Source organism: Mycobacterium sp. (assembly GCF_049802695.1).
Taxonomy (GTDB): Bacteria; Actinomycetota; Actinomycetes; order Mycobacteriales; family Mycobacteriaceae; genus Mycobacterium.
On sequence record NZ_JBARMY010000470.1, the window covers coordinates 1 to 4,857 of the forward strand.

Sequence of the window (4,857 nt, forward strand, 5' to 3'; positions counted from 1 at the left end):
GCCGAGGGCGCCGCAGTCGCCCTGCTCGCACGGCGCACCGATCGGCTGCAGGACTTGAAAGCCGAGATCGAATCCGCCGGTGGATCAGCTCTTCTGGTGCCTGCCGACGTCACCGACGCCGAGCAGGTGGCGCAGGCGGTGGACGGTGCAGTCAACGAATTCGGGCGGCTCGACATCGTGGTGAACAACGCGGGCCTGATCCGGATGGGCTACGCCGCCGAGGCACGGCTGGCAGACTGGGACGAGTTGGTGGCGGTCAATGTACTGGGTGTCTTGTACGTAACCCGGGCCGCGATGCCGCACCTCATCGAGGCGGCCGCCAGCGCGGCACGAGGTGTCGCTGATCTGGTCACGATCAGTTCCACCGCCGGGTGGGTGTCCCGGCCGGGGACCGCGGTCTATTCGTTGACCAAGTTCGGTGTCAACGCCTTCAGCGAGGGCGTCCGGCAAGAGGTGATCGACAAGAAGGTGCGCGTGGGCGTGGTGGGGCCGGGCACCGTCGACACCGAGATCAGCAGCCATCTGCCGGCGGAATCCCGTGCCGCGTTCGACCGTCAGACCGCGGAGATGACCAAGATGCAACCGGAGGACATCGCCGACGCCGTGTTGTACGTGGTGACCCGTAACCGCCGGGTGGCGATCAACCACATGCTGGTGCGCGCGGCCGAACAGACCTGGTGATCAAGCGCAGATGCCCGCACCACCATCCGATGACGCCGACCGGGTCGTGGGCGACCAGTCCGCCGTTCGGTTACCCGCTGCCTGCCGCGCTGGGCGCCGGCGGTACCGATTTCCTCACCGAGGCGTTCCGCGCCGCCGGAGCGCTCGATGACGGCAACGCAGTCGCCCGGATAACGCAGTTCCAGGAGGTTCCCGGCGGCAGCACCGGCCGCAAACTGCTGCTTTCGGTGGAATATCAGCGGCCTCAGCCGGGACTGCACCGCGACTTGTTCGTGAAATTCTCTCGGGACCTGGACGACCCCGCGCGGGACCGCGGGAAGAACCAGATGGAGTCTGAGGTGCGGTTCGCGTCACTGTCTCGTGCGCCGGGCTTCCCGATCGCCGTGCCGCGCCCGCTGTTCGCGGACTACCACCGCGACACCGGCATCGGAATCCTGATTACGGAGCGAATACTGTTCGGCCGGAACGGAACCAAGCGTCAGTACCATAAATGCCGCGACGACGAGATGCCCGAACCGCTGGCGCATTACCGCGCACTGCTGACCGCCCTGGGCCGACTCGTCGGCTATCACCGTTCCGGCCGCTTGCCTGCGGATACGGCAGCCGAGTTCCCGGTCGACCTGCAAGCCGCGACGGTCGGCGAACGGGCACCGGTCAACCCGGAAAAGCTGCAACGGCGATTGGCGCGGCTCGTCGACTTCACGCACGCTTACCCCGCGCTGCTCCCGCCCAACGTTCGCGCGCCGGAGTTCCTTGCCCGCCTTCATCGAGAAGCACCGCACGTACTGCGCCACGAGTCCGCGGCGTGGGCCCACCTGGCCGGCGTAAGCGATTACCTGGCGTTGTGTCACTGGAATGCCAACGTGGACAACGCCTGGTTCTGGCGGGACACCGGAAACACATTGCACTGCGGACTGATGGACTGGGGCTGCGTCAGCCAGATGAACGTGGCGATGGCCATTTGGGGCGCCATGTCCGGTGCTGAAACTTCGCTGTGGAACGACCACCTCGACGAATTGCTGCACCTGTTCATCACAGAAATCCGCAACAGCGGCGGTCCGCCCCTGGTGCAAGCCGAATTGCGAAGCCAAGTCGTGCTGTACGCCGCTATCATGGGCATCGCGTGGCTGCTCGGCGTTCCCGTACTGATTCGATCAGGTTTCGGTGAGTCACCGAACCCGTTGACGCGCAGGGATACTCGGATCAAAGACGACGAGAGTGTGCGCGCCCCGCTGCAGATGTTCACGAACTTCCTGAACCTCTGGGAGACACACGATTTCGGCGGCTTGCTCGACGCGGTGCTCGCCTGAACATGAAAGGCACACATCGCTATCCCTGCCGCGCAGCGCGGCGGCGTCGGATCACGTTGCCGCCAGCTGCCCTACTGACCCGAATCCGACGAGCCGGGCCGCGAGTGTTTACGCCGCCGTGTTAGCGGTGGCCAGCTTTGAGCAGACAAGCATCAGCGGCGCTTCGGAGTTGTGCGGCTGGGGAAGGGCCGCGACGGCGAAGTCAGAAATCGCACCGGGGCGAAAGACCACGCAGTGGGTCGAGCCACCGTATTGGAAGTACCCCAGTTCTTCGCCCTTGTCGAGGTGGTAGCCCGATGTGACGTGGTCGTGGATCAGGCAGGAGGAGACGTCCGACATGCCGATCGCGACGAAAGCTATCAGGCCGATGACGGGATCGTCGGCTTCGATCAGGATGATCGCCCGCACGGCGACATGCGCCAGATAAGACTGCGACACCGGCGGATTGACCGCCTCCCAGCCCTCCGAATCGGCCTCGGAATAGTAGGTCCCCGGCTGGACGAACGCTCGAATCACTGTCCCACCCACCGGACTGTGCCAACGGTGATAGTCGGTCGCACTCAAAAACGCCTGGTACACCGTTCCACCGACGAATTGTTCAACGGATTCGTCATCAGCCAGCATGTCCTGCAACGAATACGGTTGACTTTTGATCCAGAAGCGATCCAGGCGATCGACGCCCGTGGCGATGCGATACGGCGTGGACTCGCAGGCGTTGACGATGATCTTGTCATCGTCCGGCGAGACGACTGGACGCGCGCCGTCTTTGAAGCGTCGCGTGAAGAAGGCGTTCCAGGAGGCGAAGCCCCAATGTTCGTCCGCCGGATCGTACTGGAACTGCTCGATGCCGATGGCCCGTCGGGCCGCGGCGCACTTCCACCCGGACGGTGATTCGTTGAGCACATAGCGCGAGTCGGCGCTGTCGAGAAAGGTGCTCCAGGCGTTCAGGATCTTGCGCAGCATCGCGTTGACCCGCGGATCGCGGTAGGCCGCAAATCCGGCCGAGGTGCCCATAGTCCAGTCCAGAATCGCACCCAGCGGCAACATCACCGTGTTCTCCCCGAACTCCGGCGCCATCGTCAGCACCTCGTTGATCAACCGCAACATCTGCTCGACATCGTGGAGATGACGTTTGCGGTACGACCTGGTAGAGGGCACCTCGGCGATCATCCGGTCAAGGTACATGCGCAGTACGGGGTCGGAGTTGATCAACTCCTGAAACTCGGTGATTACCGGATGCAGCGTCGCAGCTGCGCCCTTGGCCTCCACTCGCTTTCGGTGACCGGCCAGCCAAGACTCCAAGTCCTCCTGTTCGGGAGGCAACCAGCCGGCGCTGCGCCGCACGTCAAGTGCATCGTAAGGAGTCGTCACAAGAACCAACCTAGCCGTAGATTTTCCGGTCCAGAATTGGCGGGACGTCGGTAACCTCGCCGGCATGCTGTTTGCGGCGTTGCGCGACATGCAATGCTCGAAGGCGGCGCTTCGTCATTGCGATTGTCAGCACCGGTCTGGTCTTCGCGATGACCCTGGTTCTCACCGGACTCGCGAACGGCTTTCGGGTCGAGGCCCAGCGGTCCGTCGATTCCATCGGTGTCGACGCATTCGTAGTCAAGGCTGGTGCGGCCGGACCGTTCTTTCGAGGCAGTGGGAGAGATTCATTCGCCCTGGAAGCCTTCAACGCCTACTCTCGGTGGCGCCGATTCCATGGTTGCCAGTTCGGCTAAGCCGCTGATGGTGAACACCCGGATCAGCCGGGGTTCGGCGATGACGTGAATGCGCTCGGCGTGGTTGAACAAGGCATTGATCGCGGCGCTGTCCAGGTAATCGACAGCGCTGAGGTCGACGGTGAGCATCCCGCCGGGCCCGGCAGTCTCGACGACGGCCGTGGTGAGGGCTTCGGTGAATGTGTCGATGTTGCTCAAATCGATTTCCCCGGACGCGGTCAGCACAACTCTGCCGTCGCTGCCGCGAGCGGTGTCGAGAGTGAGCGATGTCGGCATCAGATGATCCTGGCGGATAAGTGAACTGTGGTTCCGGCCGTGTGGGGTTGGATGTCTACGTCGTGCATGAGCGCTCGCATGAGGGTGATACCCCGCCCGCGACGGGAATCGGTGGGCGCTTCTGGAGGCTTCCACGAGCCGGTGTCGGTAATGGTCAGCTGCACTTGGTCGGCCAGCGCAGTCGCGCGCAAGCTGACTGTCCCTTCCGGACTATGACGATGACCGTGCTCGATGGCGTTGGCGACGGCTTCTCCGGCGGCGATGAGCACGTCGTAAGCCTGGTTCGAACCCACCCGGGACTTGGTCAGCCAGCTGCGCAGGGCAGTGCGGACACGGTCGAGCTGGCTGACGTGCGCTGGAAAGCTCATCTCCAGCGGCGCGGGATGGCGGTACAGCATCAACACCACATCGTCCTGATAGCCGCCGGCCGGCGCGAGATGAGTCATGATCTGGTTTGCCAGATCTTCCAGTGCCGAGGCACGGCCGTCCTGGACGAGGGCCGAGACGCGGGCGATGCCGTCATCCAGTGAACTGGAGCGGCGCTCGACGAGACCGTCGGTGTAAAGCAGCAGGGTCGCTCCCGCGGGCATGGGAATGCGGGCTTCGGGCCGTGGACGGTCGGGCTTGAGTCCCAGCGGGATGGTGTGGCCACCTTCGAGTGTCTGGGTCGTGCCGTCAAAGTGGACCAAGATAGGAGGCAAGTGTCCGGCACTGGAGTAGACCAATTCACCGGTGCTCGAGTTGAGCACCGCACAGACGGCGGTGGTGCACTGCGCGCCGGGTAGCCGCGCGGCGAACCGGTCCAACCCCGCAAGAGCGGCACGCGGGCTGGGGTGATCAAGCAGCAGCGCGCGGCAGGCGCTGCG

Annotated in this window: 5 protein-coding genes and 1 pseudogene; 3 read left to right on the plus strand and 3 right to left on the minus strand. The window is 64.2% G+C overall.

What is annotated here, in order from left to right; genetic code table 11:
- Together WA317_RS18815 and WA317_RS18820 are read left to right on the plus strand one after the other, a co-directional pair.
- Positions 1-681, plus strand: a 681-nt coding sequence (locus WA317_RS18815) for an SDR family NAD(P)-dependent oxidoreductase (RefSeq protein ID WP_425174477.1), incomplete at its 5' end; no start/stop codon positions are given.
- 29 nt (positions 682-710) lie between these two features.
- Positions 711-1,991 (plus strand): hypothetical protein, encoded by a 1,281-nt coding sequence (locus tag WA317_RS18820; protein WP_425174478.1) that lies wholly within the window; start codon positions 711-713, stop codon positions 1,989-1,991.
- Between the two features lie 108 nt (positions 1,992-2,099).
- Here the strand turns inward: WA317_RS18820 and WA317_RS18825 are convergent, their stop codons facing one another.
- Positions 2,100-3,362 carry a phosphatidylserine decarboxylase family protein gene (locus tag WA317_RS18825; protein ID WP_425174479.1) on the minus strand — a complete coding sequence of 421 codons (1,263 nt, stop codon included), beginning with the start codon at positions 3,360-3,362 and terminating at the stop codon, positions 2,100-2,102.
- 64 nt (positions 3,363-3,426) lie between these two features.
- Here WA317_RS18825 and WA317_RS18830 point away from each other — a divergent pair.
- Positions 3,427-3,625, plus strand: a pseudogene (locus tag WA317_RS18830) (ABC transporter permease); the annotation flags it as partial.
- 21 nt (positions 3,626-3,646) lie between these two features.
- Here WA317_RS18830 and WA317_RS18835 read toward each other — a convergent pair.
- Both WA317_RS18835 and WA317_RS18840 read right to left on the minus strand, forming a co-directional pair.
- Positions 3,647-3,991 carry an STAS domain-containing protein gene (locus tag WA317_RS18835; RefSeq protein ID WP_425174480.1) on the minus strand — a complete coding sequence of 115 codons (345 nt, stop codon included), beginning with the start codon at positions 3,989-3,991 and terminating at the stop codon, positions 3,647-3,649.
- On the minus strand, positions 3,991-4,857 hold an 867-nt coding region (locus tag WA317_RS18840), incomplete at its 5' end, for a SpoIIE family protein phosphatase (protein WP_425174481.1). The genes WA317_RS18835 and WA317_RS18840, both read right to left, overlap by 1 nt.